The organism is Aliikangiella sp. G2MR2-5 (assembly GCF_015687155.1).
Classification (GTDB): Bacteria; Pseudomonadota; Gammaproteobacteria; order Enterobacterales; family Kangiellaceae; genus Aliikangiella.
On the sequence record NZ_JADPQF010000006.1, the window covers coordinates 63,209 to 80,832 of the forward strand.

Below are 17,624 nucleotides of genomic sequence, written 5' to 3' on the forward strand. Positions count from 1 at the left end.
CTAGACAAGGTGTTAAGGACGAAGAAACATCCTAATTATCGCATTTTTAGCATATTTACAGCGATATTTACTCTGTTCATCTGCTCACAAATTTACATCTTCTCGTTTAAGTACGATGAGGCGTTGAATACTCTGAAAGAACGCGCATCATCACTTATTGACAAGGGCGATGAAACTGTTTCCAATCGTATTAAAGGATTACTCAATGATCTGGACTTTGTTAGTAAGACCCCTCCAATTCAAGGAATTATCCGGGCCTCAAATTCAAGTGAATCGGATCCCGTTGATGGCAGTACGCTCAAACTATGGAAAAAAAGATTATCTTCCATTTTTGTTGCCTACCTGACAACTTATCCACACATCGATCAAATTCGATATATTGGTTTCGAAAATAATGGCAAAGAACTGGTTCGAGTTAATCGTCAGGACACTGAAGTCATTGTTGTTGAGGAAGAAAACCTGCAGTTTAAAGAAACACACGACTATGTTGTCAGAAGTAGAACATTAGCCCAGGGAGAATACTACCTCTCACCTATTTCTCTTAACAAAGAGTTTGGTGAAGTAGAAGTCCCTTATAAACCGATGCTGAGAATTGCGAAACCCATTTTTGATCATAAGGACCGAATTTTTGGTATTGTGATTATCAATTACAGGTTTCAGGCAATACTGGATAGCTTGAAGGAAATTGAAAACAATCATTTCCAATTTTTCCTACTTAATCAATTCGGCGACTTCCTCTATCACCATGATGAAAATAGGCGATTTGGTTTTGATAAGAAAAAACTGTACCGTTGGACTGACGAGTTCAACGCCTCTTCTCAACCCAACTTTATCGCTCCCTCTTTTAATGAAGTTAACCGAGACGGACTCGCATATTACGCTCTAAGTAAACCGGTGTCCTATGCCAAAGAGTCACCTGAGAACCTGACATTAACCTATGCCGTAAGCTTTCCAATGTCACAGGTCAGAAAGCAGGCATTTATCCAAATGCTAGTTACCGCGATCAGTGTTTTATTCGGTCTTTTAATCGCCTCATCATTTGTTTATATCACATGGCGCATGACGCAAAAGGATCGCCTGATTGCGGCACAGGAGTCCCAACTCGCAGCTATAGTCGACAATGCTCATGAGGCAATTATCAGCGAGGACACGAAAGGCAAAGTTTCAGGCTGGAACAAAGGTGCTGAAAAAATGTTCGGGATAGAAAGAAAGCTGGCGATAGGGAGAACGCTCGAAGAGCTGGAGTTGATCGATTCTAAGACCAGCGAAGCTCTTCAACAAAGTCTGACCAAACAGGAATGCATCGAAGTAGAATTGAACACTGCCGATAACTGGAAAATAAGTGCCATAGTATCTAAATCACCAGTTTCGGATACATCCGGGAAGTTCTTTGGATTTGCCTATCTGTTCCACGATATATCAAAGCGAAAAGCGATAGAGCAGGAACTTGTATCACTTAATCTGTCTCTTGAACAAAAAGTCGAACATAGGACTAACGCTTTAGCGGCTCAAAAAGCTGAGGTTGAGCTAGTAAAAGAGAGGCTTTCAAAGGCTGCGGAAGTCGCCGGGATGGGTGTATGGGTATTGGATTTAAAAACAGACAAATTGAACTGGAATGATATCATGTTCGATATATATCGCTTACCGGGGAAAAACCTCTCCAGCGAAATATATTACAATGATTGGTACCAGGCGGTTCACCCGGAAGATATCGAGGATACGGTCGAAGCGGTACAAAATGCAATTGCAGGGAAAGGGATTTTTAACAAAATATTTCGCGTGGTTTGGTCAAATAGCGAGGTTCGGTATGTTAAGGCTGGAGCAATAATTGAAAAAGATGAAGACGGTACACCGTTGAGAGTTGTTGGCTTCAATCTTGATATCACAGAACAAAAAGAGCATTCACAACAACTAGAACTTGCTTTGCTTAAACTTGAAAAAGCAAACGCGGCAAAATCGGAGTTTCTTGCCAATATGAGCCATGAAATCCGAACACCTATGAATGCGGTTTTAGGCATGATTCAGTTACTACTTCACACACCGTTAGAAGCACAACAACTTGAATATGCCAGCAAAACAGAAGTCGCAGCCAAAACACTTTTGACCATTATTAACGATATACTCGATTTGAGTAAAATTGAAGCAGGCAAACTCGAGCTGGACATCCATGAAACAGAGCTGAACAGCGTTTTTTCAGATATCGGATCAATAATATCTTCAAATGTCGGCAAAAAAGATGTTGATGTTCTTTTTAAACTTGACTCTTATTTGCCGCCAGTAGTAATGATAGATTCCCTAAGATTACAGCAAATACTGATAAACCTTGCCAGCAATGCAATCAAGTTCACAAAACAGGGAGAAGTAATTCTAAGCGCGAAAAAAACAGTAATTGGTAATGTTGAGCGTATAACTTTTTCTGTATCAGATACCGGGATCGGAATCACAAAAGAGCAGAAAGCAAGAATATTTGATGCTTTTTCACAGGCAGAGTCTTCTATTTCGAGAAATTACGGTGGAACAGGATTAGGGCTCGCGATATCAAACCGCTTGGTCCAAATGATGGGCAGCGAATTAAAATGTGAAAGTAATCCTGGAGAAGGTAGTACATTCTCATTTACAGTTGATTTAGTTCCCGCAGCAGATACAAATGGTAGAGAGCTGAATGTACCAAATGCACTAAGTTCACTTCATCTGCTGATAGTGGATGACAATCCAAATGAGCTTAACATTTTAAGCAACATTGCCCTGTCATTTGGCTGGACTGTGCATACCGAGTCGGGCGGCCTTGCAGCTATAAGCTATTTAAAAAATATCTACGACAAAGGAGAAAAGGAACTTGATGTCATTCTAGTCGACTGGAATATGCCTGATAAGAATGGCTGGGATACTGCATTGGAAATAGCGAGAGCATTGGGACCTTCTCCAGTCCCCATAATACTTTTAGTCTCTTCGCACGAGCGACTATTGCTTGCTAACAAAACAAAGTTTTCCAAAGGAAAAATTAACGGTTTTATTCAGAAACCGATTACACCTTCTTTGTTTTTAAACTCCATTGCCGATACGGTTTATGCTAAAAGCGAACAAGCTAGTCGTATAATGAAATACACCAAAGGTAGTGAGCTTTCCGGAGTTCGCATACTCTTAGTGGAAGATAATCCCGTCAATCAACAAGTCGCTCAATCATTACTAAGTACTCAGGGTGCTCTTGTCGAAAGTGCAAACGATGGAGAGGAAGCTGTAGAAATATTACGACAGAATCCGGACGGTTTTCAACTGGTTCTGATGGATATCCAAATGCCCGGTAAAGATGGATATCAGGCTATAAAGGAAATTCGTACAAATTTGGGTTTGAAGAAACTTCCCATAATTGCCATGACAGCGAATGTTCTACCGGCTGATGTCGAGAAAGCAAAAAAATGCGGCGCCAACGATCATATTGGGAAGCCATTTGAACTGGAAGATCTGGTTGCGCTTATCAAAAGACATATAGCTCTCAATGGAGAAGTAAAAGCAGATAAAAGCAATCCAAAACCTAAGGTTGTTGAAAGTGGAAAATCAGGCGTTGATGAAATCGCAATTTTTAACTTTTCCGCAGCACTAGCAAGAATGCAAAACTCTACCAAAATTTTTGAAAGAGCTCTTGGTGCCTTTGTTCAGGACGTACAAAAACATGTGGTTAAGCTTCCAACATCATGGCCAGAAGATCCTCTTTCAAATAAGATAACAGCTCATACGATAAAAGGCATGTCCGCAACAGTGGGAGCTGAAAGGTTATCCAAAATAGCGTTCGAAATTGAGGAAGCTTTTCGGGATGGGAGCGAAGATGACTATGCTTATAAGTTGCAACGACTAAAAGAAATATGCAGAGAGACACTAGAGGAAATCAATGCCTATTTAGCCAAAACAGATGATAATTTACGCCAGTCTACACCGAAAAGGTTGCGAGGAAGTTTAGATCTGGAGTTAAGCAAACTTAAAGACCTGATTAAAAACTCTGATATGCAAGCCCTGGATCTGGTAACAACATTAAATGGTAGCATTTCAGCAAAAGAGAATGAGAAATTAAAAACCCTTTTTCATCTTGTTCAAGATCTGAAATTTGAAGAAGCACTGGAAGAGATGTCACGAATTTAACGATAAAGTCGGACTGATGGATTTTTTTAATATTAAACAAGCAGAGCTTTTACTTGTGGATGACCAACCATTGCAGTTGAAGATCCTGCATGACATTTTGGGAAGCTGTTATCATACTTATATGGCCAAAAGTGGGATCGAGGCCATACGCTTCTGCGAACATAAGCTGCCAGATCTCATTTTAATGGATATAGATATGCCTGACATGAATGGCCTTGAAGCTGGAAAAATATTAAAGGAAGATGAGCTGACCTGTGAAATTCCAGTTATATTCATTAGTGCGAATAACAATCCTGAAGATGAAAACCTATGTTGGCAAGTTGGCGGTGTCGACTTTATAACCAAACCTTTTAATCATTTGACACTATTAAATCGAGTTAGAGCCCATTTAACTTTAAAGTTTCAAAGCGATATATTGCGTAAAAACATGTATCAGGATGGACTCACCGGATTGTCGAATCGACAATACATGAGCCAGGAACTGGACAAAGTTGTCAAACGCTCTCAACGAGAAAACGCGAGCCTGTCGATAGCATTTCTCGATGTAGATTTTTTTAAATTATACAATGATCACTATGGTCATCTACAAGGCGACGAATGCCTTCGCAAAGTTGCCTGGTTGCTTAGACTAACATTTGACAGACCGTCGGATATTGTTGCGCGGTATGGTGGCGAAGAATTTGTTATCATTCTTCCTAAAACGGAAGAAAAGGACGCAATCAGATTGCTTAACAAAGCGATGAAGGCTTTAAATGAGGAAAATCTGGAGCATGAAAAGTCTTTAATTTCTGATCGAATTACCATGAGTATTGGTCTCTACTCCACCATACCTTACCAAAGCGACAATCCAGATGAACTTCTTGCGAGGGCCGATAAACGACTTTACAAAGCGAAACAAGCCGGAAGAAATCAAATTCAATCGGAAGACTAACGGTCCGGCTATCATGCTAACGTCTCTATATAATATTGTAAAAAGAAAAGTAGCTCGCCTATTGATGAACATCAGAATTAAGCTTTTTTTCATGATAATCGCTCTGCTTTTTACAATGAGTTCATTAACTTCCTCAGCCAAGGGCGACTTACTCTCACTGAGTTTAAAAGAATTAATGAATGTCAATATCGGTTCACCCTATAGTGGTAAAATTTTTCAGTCAGAAGTTACTCCGATCACTGCCGACTCATATAATTTTGCACTGATGATACCTGTCGGTACAGTCCCGCAGTATTCCGCAGAAATAATAGCTGCCGCCGATCTGGCTGCAAGTAAGGTTAATGAAATGGGAGGAATCAACGGTAAAAAACTTGCTATTGTCGGTGCTGATGACGGTGCTCTGTCAGACATATCGGTAACGCTAGCTAATCGTCTGATTCAAGAGTATCGGATTTCAGCCATTATCGGAGCAGGAAATTCAGACGTTGCCGAGGAATTATTGAAACAGGTATCTATTCCAAATAAAGTGCCGTTACTGACACATTCAGCATCGTCTAATCGACTGGCAGAGATTAGTGGTGGAAAATATTTTTGGCGTATGCTGACCAGTAATCAGGGACAAGTTAAAATCATTGCTGACGAGTTAGAACAACTCAATCGATTGGACCGGGTATACCTGATAAAAGACCGAACTTTATATAGCAAAGAAATGACTAAAGGAATAAAGGAGGAGCTAACTTATCGAGGTAACTCTATTGTCGGAGAGTTAACAATTAGCGAGTTAGTAGATATTGCCACTATGAACCTAAGAAGTGAAGTCAATTCTATGATTAAAGCTAAACCTCACGCTGTATTTGTCACGCTGAAGTCAGAAAAGCTTCCTCAATTTATGCAAGCAATTGATAAACTATGGCACGGTTCGAAACCGCTTTTTATAATGGGTGATACGGTTAAACCAGTCTCGTTCAAAGGGTTTGATATTGAACATCTATCTCCCTGTATCAAGTTTTTGATCTCACAGGAATCATCATCAACCAGCGCTCCACTTCAGGAACATATCAATGCTTTACTAAAGATCAACAATTCTGGTTTCGATAGTGCTTACATTTACGATTCTATTTTTCTGATGGCGATGGCGAAGTCACTGGAAAAATCCAAGAACATACCTATAAATGAAGCTCTCAAGAGACTAACCAATGGCAGTAAACTTATCACAGAAAATCACTATCCCGATATCGAAAGCATGTTTAATAAGAACGCCTCATTTCGATATCGGGGAATGAGTGGGCAAATTCAATTTGATCATCAAGGGCAAAACATTCATGCAAAAATGCTGATCCGTAAATTGAAACAAACGACGAGTAGCCAGAATAAATGTTTACAAGCACTATAAAAAATTACACTAGGATCCACTAACAGCGGAAGAGTGCTTAAGCGTATTGTGGAATTGCCAAAGTACGTTGATAATTTTCCACTCACCGGCTTTATTTTTATACAAATGCATGTAGTCTACCCAATCATCCACTGTCAACTTTACTGAAGCGACATTTTGCTCCGTATCCAGAATATCAATCTGAATTTTTGGGTTTTCAGGAAATCTATCTCCGTCTTTATTATATGAGTCAGCGACTTTAATCATAATTTCGTAGTCAGACTCTAAAATAATTTCTTCTCCAGCTTTATTTGTCCAATAAGTACGTTTCGCCAAACGGCGGTCTAGTGCACTTTCCATCAATTTTGAATTTACCTGTATCTGCGACTCGATATACAGACGCGCAGTTTTCTTGATCTTTGCCCTATCACTATCATCACTGGCAATTGCATTGAAGCTGATGAAGACCATCAAAGTAAGCCAGTACAAATGTTTTTTCATGTTTTCTCTCCCTATCTTTTTCTATGCCAATTGGCTAATTATCAGAGCTGCTTTCAGGTTTTCTAACAAATAGAACGCCAAAAGCTACTATTTTTATCAGTTGGATATAGAAAAGACCGCTCGTATTCCAAAAATATTTCAGTCTTAATGCATTGGTTTATAAATTCTGCTCGATTTCGTTCAAAGAGATTAAATAGTCCGCCCAACATTACAATCAACAACACCTATTATTATTGTATATGCAACATTTTATATATATAATAGGTGACCTGAATAGAATGAGATTAATGTTATGAAAGCGCATGCCAACAAACCTCTTCCTGACTACCGGGAATACGATGAAACAGAAATGCTTCAACGCTCAACTGATTTTTATGAAGAAATTAGACGGCGTCACACAGTGAGAATGTTTTCTGATAAGCCGGTCCCCGGAACAATCATTGAAAACTGCATTAAAGCAGCAGGCACAGCGCCCAGTGGTGCCAACCACCAGCCCTGGCACTTTACCGCAATCAAGGCTCAGTCAGTTAAGAAAAGGATTAGAATTGCAGCCGAACAGGAAGAAAAGGCTTTTTATCAAGGCAGAGCGGGCAGTGAATGGCTGGACGCTTTAACTCCCTTGGGGACAGATGATTCCAAGCCATACCTCGAGATCGCACCCTGGTTAATTGCTATTTTTGCACAATCCAGAGGCGGCGTGACAGCTAGCGAGGAAAGAAAAAACTACTACGTTAGAGAATCAGTTGGTATTGCTACGGGCTTTCTTATTAATGCGCTCCACCATTCAGGACTGGCCACTCTAACTCATACACCTAAGCCTATGACATTCTTAAATGATATTTGTAATCGTCCAAAGACGGAGAAGCCCTATATATTACTGGTGACAGGCTTTCCCGCGTCAGAGGCCACAGTTCCGGAGCATGCGTTAATGAAGAAGCCATTGAATGATATCGCTACATTTATTTAGCCTGCTCAAATTGTACTCGTTTAGTTATAAATCAGGCTTTATTGCTCTTCTTCCACCAGCGAATAACTTCTTTCTGATCTGCCGGGATATCACCTCCGGCATCCAGCTTTTCTTTAGCATTTTCGGCGAGCATTTGTTCAGCTTTATCTTCAAGCTTGGATAATATGTTCATTAAACTCAACTTCTCATCTTCGCTCAGTACAGATTCAAGCTTTTCAGTGCGCTTTTCGATTGCACAAACAAGCCGTTGATAAACATCAGCCCCTTTCTCGGTTAACGTCAGGTATTTAACCTTTTTATTATCTTCAGTTTGCTCAACGTTTACCATTTCTAACTTTTTCAGCACTTTCACTGCTCGGCTAACCGTATAGGAATCCATCCGTGACTGATAAGCTATATCTGCTGCCTTGATCGGCATGTAGGAACCAATATTCAGAATAACCCTTAACTCTCTAGGTTCAAGTTCAATAATATCGCGAATTTGCAAGTCTCTATTGAGTTGAAGCAGATTACTGACGACTGCTAGTTGGAATGGCAGATGCTCGTAAAGATCTAGAGGAGCATCAAGTTCGTTCGTTAACTGGAAACTCTGCTTTCTTTTACGGTTCAATCGGTAATTCAACATATGGCCTTCTTATTTCTTATCGTTTTACTTGTTATTGATACACGAAATGAGCCTTCCAACAACCTTCAACAGGCTTTTACCCCGGCTCAAAAATGGCGACAGGCATTGAGCAACCATTTAACGCCAATTATAGTCTAAATTTCAACACTTTAGGTTGAGAATTACGAACTGTTTTGCAGTTTAACAACCAGAAAGCAAATCAATGGAGAGATTAGGAACTACAAGATAGCATTGAACAGCCAGCTTTTTGTCTTGCCCACTCTGGCCGCTTTGCAAAATATTTTTCAAATTCAGGCTGCTCGTCATATGGCTTTTCAATAAGTTTCATTAAAATCTCAACTTCACTAGTGTCTCCCTCTGATGCCTTATCAATAGCCACTTGAGCCATATAATTTCTCAAAACATATTTGGGATTAGTGAGATTCATTTTTTTTGTTCTGTCGGCATCAGAAACAGACTGTTGCTCTAGTCGCGCTTGATATTTTTTCAGCCAGCTGACCGTCTGATTGAAGATACTTTCATTTATCGGCGAGTTCCTGTAGGAATCAGGTGGATACTTGTCTGTATCTATGTCGTAAAAAGCATCCGCAACTAAAGCAAAGAATTGTTCAGAAGTATAGTCACTTTGAGAAGAAATTTTACTCAGTAAGCGAAAGAAAATTGTCATATCTATCTCGCTTGCGACCAAAAGTTCAAACAACGACTCAAATAAAAGCTCATCATTTTCAGCTTGATATCTATCCAGCCCTAACTTGCGAGCAAACATCTCTTTGGACTCTTTATTATAGTTTTCACTATACTGACTCAAAGCAGCTTCCAGCCCCTCTGTTCTGCCAATAACCGGGGCAATTGCATTTGCTAACTGATATAAGTTCCATTGCGCAATCTGAGGCTGATTACCGAATGCATAGCGACGCCCTTCTGTATCCGTCGTATTGGGCGTCCAATATGGATCATACCCCTCCAGCCAACCGTAGGGGCCATAATCAATGGTTAAGCCAAGGATTGACATATTATCGGTATTCATAACACCATGAACAAATCCTACCCTAGTCCATTCAATCATAAGACGCATTGTCCTATCACAAATTTCGATAAACCACTTTTCATAGATTTCGCGACTAATCTCTTTTTCGTTGCTAATCAGATGAGGAAAATCATAACGAATACAAAAGTCGATTAATCGTTTTAAATTATCGAAATCTTTTCTGGCAGCAAAAATTTGAAAGTTGCCGAAACGGATGAAAGACGGAGCAACACGACATACAATAGCCCCGGGTTCATACTCAGGGTGACCGTCGTAGAACATATCTCTAAGTACTTTTTCCCCTGTAGTGACCAAACTAAGCGCTCTGGTTGTTGGAACTCCCAAATGGTACATAGCTTCGCTACATAAAAATTCTCTCACTGATGAGCGCAATACCGCAAGTCCATCGGCTGTACGTGAATATGGTGTAAGCCCGGCTCCTTTCAACTGCAGTGTTTGGTTGTTACCATAGATATCTACCACCTCACCCAGATTAATGGCTCGTCCGTCTCCCAGTTGTCCAGCCCAGTGCCCAAACTGGTGGCCACCATAACACATGGCATAAGGCGTCATTCCTTGAAGCAGTTTATTGCCAGCAAAAACCTGTGCAAATTCAGAAGATTCTATTACGGTTGAATCTAACCCCAGACTCGTGGCTATCGATGATGAAAAGCTTATTAAACAAGGAGAGCGAACCTGAGTAGGATTGACTTTTGAATAACAAGAATTGTATACCTGTCGCGGAACGGTTCGCTCGTCCGGATCTGCTGGTAACTCATCAAAAAATCGATTTCTAAACTGAAAAATATTTTCCATAAAATTGAATTTCTATACTGTCATCACATGCGAGCTAGTTAACAATACCCAACCGCTTTGTTCTGCGCTCGACTGCCTCAACAAACCGCTCGGGAGACCCTTCATCCAGATTAAAATACAAAGAAGGTTCTATCAACTCTGCTTCCATTAGAGCAAACCCTTTACTAGTTCGGACAAAATCAAGACGAACATATAGTAAAGACTGACCAATATTTCTCAATACCGTTTCAGCCGCACTGATTAATTCAGTTTCCGGCTCCACAAGCTGGAGATGCCCACCCCACTCCTCCTGAACGCGAAAATCTCCCTGCTTGGGTGTTTTTAAAATGGTATGGCTATACAGGTCATCAAAATAAAAAATAGAGAACTCTCCCTCCGATAAAATGTTGCTAGCGAAAGGCTGAACCATTGCTTGTCGATCATCAAATTTGTTCTCTATTTCTAAAGATAAAGTTTCGGCTTTTTCACGAGTCAGACGATAGGTATCAAATGCACCTGCGCCGATACATGGTTTAATTACTATTTCATCAGTTTCCAATTTATCAAAGAAGCTTTGAACCTCTCGCCCGACAATATTTTCCTTCCACAATGTTGGCAAAATTACCACGCCTTTTTGCTCCAGATCCCGCAAATAAGTCTTTTTAATATTCCAACGAACAACTTCTAAAGGGTTATCCAGATGGGCGCTAGAATTATCGATGCGGTTCAAAACTTGTAGGAAATGGTTACTATCTAATTGGTAGTCCCATGGGGAGCGAATCATGACCAGATGGTAGTGATTCCAGTCGACATCAGCCTTCCAACTCAGGGTCTCGACTTGCCACCCTGCTTTTTCCAGGTAGGGAAGAAGCAAGTGATCATACACAGCAAAACTTGAAGTATCATCCATCGATAAAATTACACATTTCTTCATTTTTCTACCCTTAACATCAGAATTTGTAAATTGTGACATTTTTAGTTTTACGTATCTAAAAAAAATGCCACTTACCTTTTCGATAAGTGGCATTGGTTTCATCAATCAAGTTACTAAAAATGGAAACAAAATACTGAGCTAGTTAACCAACCCAGACTCTTGCGTTTCTAAACATACGAGTCCATGGTCCGTCTTCTCCCCACTCAGCAGGCGCGTAAGAATTCTGTACAGTTCGAGATACCCGCTCAGGGTGAGGCATCATGATAGTTACCCGACCATCGGTAGTTGTCAATCCAGTAATACCATGTAATGAACCATTAGGGTTACTCGGATACTGGGTCGCTACCTGACCATAGTTATCGATAAACCTTGCAGCAACCATACCCGATTTGTTGGCAGCATCTGCCGCGTCATCAGATACGTACTCAGCTCGACCTTCGCCATGAGAAACAGCAATAGGAATACGTGAACCTTCCATACCTTCAAGAAATATTGAAGGAGATTTAACAACTTCAACCATTGCAAAGCGAGCTTCAAACTGCTCGGAGGCATTACGAACAAAGTGAGGCCAATGCTCGCTTCCAGGAATTATCTCTCGCAAATTAGAGAGCATCTGACAACCATTACAAATGCCTAGCGAAAACGTATTTTCTCTTTCGAAGAATGCTTTAAACTGTTCTTTTAACTTGGTATTAAACAGGATAGATTTAGCCCACCCTTCTCCGGCGCCCAGAACATCACCATAAGAGAAACCGCCACAAGCAACCAGACCAACAAAGTCATCAAGTTTAACTCTCTCGGCATGCAAATCACTCATATGAACATCGATAGCGTTAAAACCGACCTTGATAAAACTCGCCGCCATTTCCAAATGACTATTAACACCTTGCTCTCTGAGTATGGCAACCTTTGGTTTATCTTCTAGAGACAAATATTGTTCACAAATGTCTTGTGCAGGATCAAAAGTTAAGTGAGGAACAATCCCCGGATTGCCAGCATCCAGTCTTAAGTGCTTTTCTTCTAGAGCGCATTGAGGATTGTCACGCATGGCTTGCATTTGATAAGTTGTTTCAGACCAGACAGCTCTAAGATCCATCAGGTCTCGTTTAATCCACTCTGCGTCTCCATGACTAATTCGAATAATTAAATCTTTATCAGTCGAACCAATAGAGTGAGAAATATCTTCAAGACCGAACTGCTGCAAAGTTTGCATCACTTTCTCAAAGTGTTTTTCTGATACTTGAATCACGCAGCCTAATTCTTCATTAAACAGAACGTTAAAAGCTTCGCTGGATAAGCTTTCCAGATTGATATCCAAACCACAATGGCCAGCGAACGCCATTTCAGTCAACGTTGTAAACAAACCACCGTCCGAACGATCGTGATAAGCTAATAGATGCCCTTCCGCATTGAGGTGCTGAATAGCTTTAAAGAATGATTTTAACAACTCAGCATCATTGACATCGGCACACTCATCACCAACCTGATTGAATACCTGAGCTAAAGCAGTTGCACCAAGACGGTTCTTACCCTGTCCGAGGTCGATCAATATAAGGCGACTGTCGATATCGCGGTTAAGCTGTGGTGTTAAGGAATGACGAATATCCGTTACCGGAGCAAAAGCAGAAACAATCAACGATAAAGGCGCAGTAACACTTTTTTCCTCACCGTCTTCTTGCCATACAGTTCTCATCGACATCGAGTCTTTTCCAACCGGAATAGCGATACCCAATTTCGGACACAAATCCATGCCAACAGCTTCCACAGCTTCATATAAACCGGCATCTTCACCAGGAGAACCACAGGCAGCCATCCAGTTTGCGGACAGTCGAATCTTCTCAATCTCTTCAATTTTCGCACTGGCGATATTTGTAATCGCTTCAGCTACAGCCATTCTTGCTGAGGCCCCATAATTAAGGTTGGCTGCTGGAGTTCTCTCCCCCATAGCCATTGCTTCACCGGTATTAGCATTCAAACTTGAAGCGGTAACCGCGCAATCAGCAACAGGAACCTGCCAGGGTCCAACCATTTGATCTCTGTGGGTCAAACCGCCGACAGTTCGATCGCCTATCGTTATCAGGAAAGTTTTATCTGCAACTGCAGGTAAACTCAGAACTCGATTTATCGCTTCATCAAGCGTTGAGTCTATCTGCAACTTCTTATGCACCACTTCAGCCGATTTAACATCTCGATGCATTTTCGGTGGCTTACCAAAAAGAACATCCATTGGTAAGTCTACAGGTTGATTATCAAAATGCTCATCATTGAGGGTCAAGTGCTCAGCTTCAGTCGCCTCCCCCAGAACTGCAAACGGACATCTTTCACGTGCACATATGGCTTCAAATTTTTCCAGGTTTTCTGGCGCTACAGCCAAAACATATCTTTCTTGCGACTCATTACACCAAATCTCAACTGGACTCATTCCAGGCTCATCGTTAGGCACTCGACGTAGCTCAAAAGAACCACCACGCTCACCATCATGAACGAGTTCTGGCACCGCATTCGAAAGCCCACCAGCTCCAATGTCATGAATAAATTCGATCGGGTTTTTCTCCCCCATAGACCAACAGGTATCGATGACTTCCTGACAGCGACGCTCCATTTCAGGGTTTTCCCTTTGCACGGATGCGAAATCCAGACTCTCTTCACTGGTACCTGATGCCATCGATGATGCCGCACCGCCACCGAGACCAATCAACATTGCTGGTCCACCAAGAACGATAACATGATATCCAGGCTTAATTTCAGCTTTCTCAACGTGTTGCTCACGAATGTTGCCCAAGCCACCGGCAATCATTATTGGCTTGTGATAGCCTCGAACTTGTTCGCCAAAATCAAACTCAACTGTCTGTTCGTAAGTTCGGAAATAACCGCACAGGTTGGGTCGTCCAAACTCATTATTAAATGCGGCTCCACCTAGCGGTCCTTCGAGCATAATATCCAGAGCAGATACTATGCGCCCGGGCTTGCCATAATGCTTTTCCCAAGGTTGCTCAAAACCAGGTATTTCCAGATTTGAAACACTAAATCCGGTCAATCCGGCCTTAGGCTTTCCTCCTCGTCCCGTCGCTCCTTCATCACGAATTTCTCCACCGGAACCCGTTGAAGCTCCCGGGAAGGGAGAGATCGCTGTCGGGTGATTGTGAGTTTCCACTTTCATCAAAATATGAATTGGTTCAAGGTGATAACGGTATTCGCCCGAATCCTCTTCAGACCATAGTCGAGGCTGCTCAAATCCTTCGATAACTGCAGCATTATCCTTATAAGCTGACAAAACGCCTTGAGGCGAAACCTTATGCGTATTTCTGATCATTCCAAACAGTGAAATGGGTTTATCTTCACCATCAACTGTCCAGCTAGCATTAAAAATTTTATGGCGACAATGCTCTGAGTTTGCCTGAGCAAACATCATTAACTCAACATCAGTAGGATTTCTATTAAGCTCAGTAAATCGTTCAACCAGATAGTCAATTTCATCATCGGCAAGAGCCAACCCAAGATTCACATTCGCCTCTACCAGAGCCTGACGACCGCCTTCTATAATTTCCACCCGGGTAAGGGCTTTAGGTTGTTCGTGTTGAAATAGTATTTCTGCATCTTGCAGTTCGGCAAAAACGCTTTCCATCATACGATCATGAAGCAACGGTATAATTTGAGCCATCTGCTCTTCGTTGAGATCGCGACCTTCATGATCCAGACAATACCAACTGATACCTCTTTCAAGACGATTAATCTCTTTAAGACCACAATTATGTGCGATGTCAGTTGCTTTTGATGACCACGGAGAAATGGTACCCTGCCTGGGTGTAATTAAAGCAAATGCCCCTTTGGTTTCTTTAACCAGTTTCCTGGAACCATAGGTCAACAACTTCTTTAACGTAGCCAAACCTTCATCTGAGAGCTCACTATTCAAGTCAGCAAAATGAACATATTCGGCATAAAGTCCGCCCAATTCAGGCACTCTTTTCTTGCCTTCGTCAAGTAACTTCTGGATTCTAAATGGAGAAAATGCAGGTGCACCGCGCAGAATAAGCATAGGGATTTAACTCAAAAATGTGGGTTATAAATCAAGGCGCAATAATACGCTAAAATGAACCAAGAATGTACCTTAAATGATACTTTGTTTAGCAAAAGTTTAGTCAATAAATGGCAGCTTCTCTATCTGAAAATCCATTTTTCCGGACAGGAGCTTTGAATAGCAGGCTGGTTATTTTTACCCAGCCCAAGAGTAGCTTGATCTGGATGCCTTCACTCAAATTAAGCCATTTGAATAACGCTAAAAACATTCTCAATATGCGATATTAATCTTAAATATATCTCTATTTAATACCGTGTAGCCCAATCGCTTACAGGATAAGGGCTCAAGCTGATGTCTCTCCAGTCTGGAAAGATGAATTTACAAAAATGGTAATAAAGTCACCTTGCTAAAAATTGAACAAACTACGATAATTCAGATAAAAGGGAGCAAAATCAATCACTTGCTGACCACCACACAAGAATAAATCCTTGAAATTTAAAGGAATAGCTGAAATTAATGCGACATTTAGTTGTCTTGAGACTGGAGTAATTGTTGGAAATTTCATAGTAACTGGTGGCTGACATAGACTCTTCACCCACCAGTTCGATATAAAACGGAAACCACAAGTAATCATATGTTGATGCGCAGTAAACTGACACAATTTGCTAAATTGCTAACAAGACAGTCAAGTCTTGTGGGCAGCATTGTGCTTGCTACTTTAGTAATTACAGGGTGTGAGCAGAAAAAGTCTGCCAAGCTAGATGAAATCCTTAGCAAGGGAAAGATTACTGTTGTTACCCGCAATAGCCCTACGACATACTATGAAAGCGCTAATGGGCTGGCAGGGATAGAATATGAACTCGTCAATGAGTTTGCCAACTTTCTTGGAGTCGAAGCAGAATTTGTGGTTAATGACAATTTAAAAGAAATTAGCAATATGGTTACTCATGGAGAGGTTGACTTTGCTGCAGCAGGTTTAACAGTTACCCCTGAAAGAGAAATGGAACTCCAGTTTGCTCCCGCATACCAAAGAATTACGTCAAAACTGGTATTTAAGCAAGGTAAGCGATGGCCACGTAATCTTTCGCAGCTAGACGGAGAACTAAGAGTAGTAGCTCACTCCTCTTATTCTCAGGAGCTGTTAGCATTAAAAAAGGATTATCCAGAACTCCACTGGTCTGAAACGACTGAACAGACAGCAGAAGAATTGTTAATGATGGTGCTTGACGAAACTATCGACTATACCATCGTAGATTCTACTGAACTGGATTTAAACCGACGCTTTCACCCGGAGCTGGCGGTGGCCTTCACGATAGGAAAACCGCAAACGCTAGCCTGGGCTTTTCCGCAGAGTGACGACTATTCACTTTTCTCTAAAGTCATTGAGTTTTTTGGTAGTCAACACTCCCTGGGTAACATCGCCCAACTTCAGGAAAAGTACTATGGTCATGTCGAACAATTCGATTATGTTGGCGCGAGAAAATTTCACCGCGCGGCGCAGACTAATCTGGACAAATACAAACCCTACTTTGTAGAGTCCAGTAAAAAAGACATTGATTGGCGGTTACTGGCTGCACAAAGTTATCAGGAGTCGCATTGGAACCCAAAAGCAAAGTCTCCGACGGGTGTTCGTGGCATGATGATGCTGACCCAACCTACGGCTAAACAACTTGGGGTCACCAACCGGCTTGACGCACAACAAAGTATCCAGGGAGGCGCTGAATATCTGAGAAAACTCAAATCCAGAGTACCAGAGAGAATTCAGGAGCCAGATAGAACCTGGTTTGCTCTGGCAGGATATAATGTTGGCTGGGGCCATGTTGAAGATGCCCGAAGAATCACACAAATTCAAGGCGCGGACCCCGATAAATGGGCTGATGTCAAAGAAAGGCTACCTTTACTTCAAAAAAAGAAATGGTACAAACAAACCAAACATGGTTATGCACGAGGAGCCGAGCCTGTTCGCTACGTTACCAATATTAGACGCTATTATGATGTTCTGGTATGGCTGGATGAAGAGCAACTAGAACAAACTCCTGAAACGGGTGAGTCACAGGAAGAAGAAGCTCTGGTAGCAGCTCAACCCAATAACTAAATCACTTTTTTTGCGTCAATAATCAGACTTACAATTGAAATCTAAAAACCAATCCAACGACCTCTCTGCAATTGTTTAAACTCGCCTTGATTCTTGCCGATAAATAAATAACGAGTCCTAATTAAATAATCAAACCAGCGATAAATATTTAGCTATACTTTTTAATAAGGTTTATGGCAATGACAATAATTTTGGTTGAAATAAATCCCGTTGATTAAGTGACTT

10 protein-coding genes are annotated in these 17,624 nt (G+C 41.3%); 5 read left to right on the plus strand and 5 right to left on the minus strand.

Annotated features, from left to right (window positions below):
* Positions 1-123 precede the first annotated feature (123 nt).
* The 3 genes from IYN84_RS17100 to IYN84_RS17110 all read left to right on the plus strand — a co-directional run bounded on the left by IYN84_RS17100 (position 124) and on the right by IYN84_RS17110 (position 6,458).
* Positions 124-4,134: a response regulator gene (locus tag IYN84_RS17100; RefSeq protein WP_196140483.1), complete on the plus strand. Its 4,011-nt coding sequence runs from the start codon at positions 124-126 to the stop codon at positions 4,132-4,134.
* A 16-nt stretch (positions 4,135-4,150) separates the two neighbouring features.
* A complete protein-coding gene (locus tag IYN84_RS17105) occupies positions 4,151-5,065 on the plus strand; it encodes a diguanylate cyclase (RefSeq protein WP_196140484.1) in 915 nt (304 codons plus the stop codon).
* Between the two features lie 64 nt (positions 5,066-5,129).
* Positions 5,130-6,458 (plus strand): ABC transporter substrate-binding protein, encoded by a 1,329-nt coding sequence (locus IYN84_RS17110; RefSeq protein WP_210330664.1) that lies wholly within the window; start codon positions 5,130-5,132, stop codon positions 6,456-6,458.
* Positions 6,459-6,467: 9 nt separating this feature from the next.
* Here the strand turns inward: IYN84_RS17110 and IYN84_RS17115 are convergent, their stop codons facing one another.
* Positions 6,468-6,938, minus strand: a complete 471-nt coding sequence (locus IYN84_RS17115; protein WP_210330666.1) for a nuclear transport factor 2 family protein — start codon at positions 6,936-6,938, stop codon at positions 6,468-6,470.
* Positions 6,939-7,230: 292 nt separating this feature from the next.
* Here IYN84_RS17115 and IYN84_RS17120 point away from each other — a divergent pair, with 292 nt between their 5' ends.
* Positions 7,231-7,905, plus strand: coding sequence for a nitroreductase family protein (locus tag IYN84_RS17120; protein WP_196140486.1), 675 nt, complete (start codon positions 7,231-7,233; stop codon positions 7,903-7,905).
* Between the two features lie 31 nt (positions 7,906-7,936).
* Here IYN84_RS17120 and IYN84_RS17125 read toward each other — a convergent pair whose 3' ends face one another.
* The 4 genes from IYN84_RS17125 to purL all read right to left on the minus strand — a co-directional run bounded on the left by IYN84_RS17125 (position 7,937) and on the right by purL (position 15,322).
* Entirely contained in the window at positions 7,937-8,530 is a 594-nt protein-coding gene (locus tag IYN84_RS17125; RefSeq protein ID WP_196140487.1) for a MarR family winged helix-turn-helix transcriptional regulator, read from the minus strand.
* Between the two features lie 211 nt (positions 8,531-8,741).
* Positions 8,742-10,373 carry a YdiU family protein gene (locus IYN84_RS17130; protein ID WP_196140488.1) on the minus strand — a complete coding sequence of 544 codons (1,632 nt, stop codon included), beginning with the start codon at positions 10,371-10,373 and terminating at the stop codon, positions 8,742-8,744.
* A 34-nt stretch (positions 10,374-10,407) separates the two neighbouring features.
* Entirely contained in the window at positions 10,408-11,286 is an 879-nt protein-coding gene (locus IYN84_RS17135; RefSeq protein WP_196140489.1) for a RimK family alpha-L-glutamate ligase, read from the minus strand.
* 142 nt (positions 11,287-11,428) lie between these two features.
* Positions 11,429-15,322 carry a phosphoribosylformylglycinamidine synthase gene (gene purL, locus IYN84_RS17140; protein ID WP_196140490.1) on the minus strand — a complete coding sequence of 1,298 codons (3,894 nt, stop codon included), beginning with the start codon at positions 15,320-15,322 and terminating at the stop codon, positions 11,429-11,431.
* Positions 15,323-15,944: 622 nt separating this feature from the next.
* Between purL and mltF the strand changes: the two genes are divergently transcribed.
* Entirely contained in the window at positions 15,945-17,399 is a 1,455-nt protein-coding gene (mltF, locus tag IYN84_RS17145; protein WP_196140491.1) for a membrane-bound lytic murein transglycosylase MltF, read from the plus strand.
* Positions 17,400-17,624 lie beyond the last annotated feature (225 nt).